The organism is Pontibacter rugosus (assembly GCF_042678745.1).
Lineage (GTDB): Bacteria > Bacteroidota > Bacteroidia > Cytophagales > Hymenobacteraceae > Pontibacter > Pontibacter rugosus.
Window position 1 is genome coordinate 1 of record NZ_JBHTLD010000586.1, and the last position, 510, is coordinate 510.

1 protein-coding gene is annotated in these 510 nt (G+C 65.5%); it reads left to right on the forward strand.

Features of this window, described 5'->3' with window-relative positions; all coding sequences use genetic code 11:
* Positions 1-233: 233 nt before the first annotated feature.
* The coding region (locus ACFQ2O_RS22605) for a hypothetical protein (protein ID WP_377533325.1) at positions 234-510 on the forward strand (277 nt) is incomplete at its 3' end.

The window sequence follows — 510 nt, forward strand, 5'->3', positions numbered from 1 at the left end:
AGGGTCACGGGTACGAAACTCCCGATCAGACGTGTATTTACCGGGACAAGGATTCTTGCGGATCGGATCAGGTCGCGCGAGATGGGGCACAAAGTGACGTGATCGGCCTCTACGCCACGTTGCTGCGACTCCGACAGAGTCGGAGCACAGCCGCACCAATGGCTTGCGGATCGTTGAAGTGAGCCTGCTGCCGATCCTCAGTCGTCAGTCCAGGCCGTTGACCAAAGATTCCGATGCACGAACCGATGACCTTCTCCGCCGTGGAGCCACGCCAATCCTCGGTGCTGGTGTCCCTCGTGAACCGTGCGTACTCGCCGCAGCCCGAGGCCGCGGGATGGGTCGGCGACCGCGCCTTCCAGCCCGGTGACCGGACCGACGACGCCGAAGTCTCCGCCATGCTCGCGGACCCGGCGACCGTGGTGCTCGTCGGCTCGCGCGGTGGCGTCGTGCGTCGCCCTCACCCGACGGACCGACTCTGCCTACCTCGGACTGTTCGCCGTCGATCCCGAC